At 32.5% G+C, this 323-nt stretch carries 1 protein-coding gene; it reads left to right on the plus strand.

What is annotated here, in order from left to right; all coding sequences use genetic code 11:
* A partial coding sequence (gene tnpA, locus ACTNDN_RS25085; protein ID WP_441132596.1) for an IS200/IS605 family transposase occupies nt 1-296 on the plus strand: 296 nt, incomplete at its 5' end.
* Nucleotides 297-323 lie beyond the last annotated feature (27 nt).

Consider the following 323-nt stretch of genomic DNA (forward strand, 5'->3'; position numbering starts at 1 on the left):
ATATGTTAGTGAGTATTCCGCCAAAATTAAGTGTATCAGCATTTGTAGGATATCTAAAAGGAAAAAGTAGCTTGATGATATTTGATCGACATGCACAACTGAAATATAAATATGGAAATCGAAAATTTTGGTGTACAGGATATTATGTAGATACGGTAGGAAGAAACAAAAAGGTAATAGAAGAATATATACGTAATCAAATACAAGATGATATAGTCGCAGAACAATTAACGATAATGGAATATATTGATCCATTTACAGGGGAAGAAGTGAAGAAAAAGAAACGAAATAATTAGGAGAGAAGGCCTTTGAGGTCTGGCCAG

This window comes from Niallia sp. HCP3S3_B10, assembly GCF_052064465.1.
Lineage (GTDB): Bacteria > Bacillota > Bacilli > Bacillales > Cytobacillaceae > Niallia > Niallia hominis.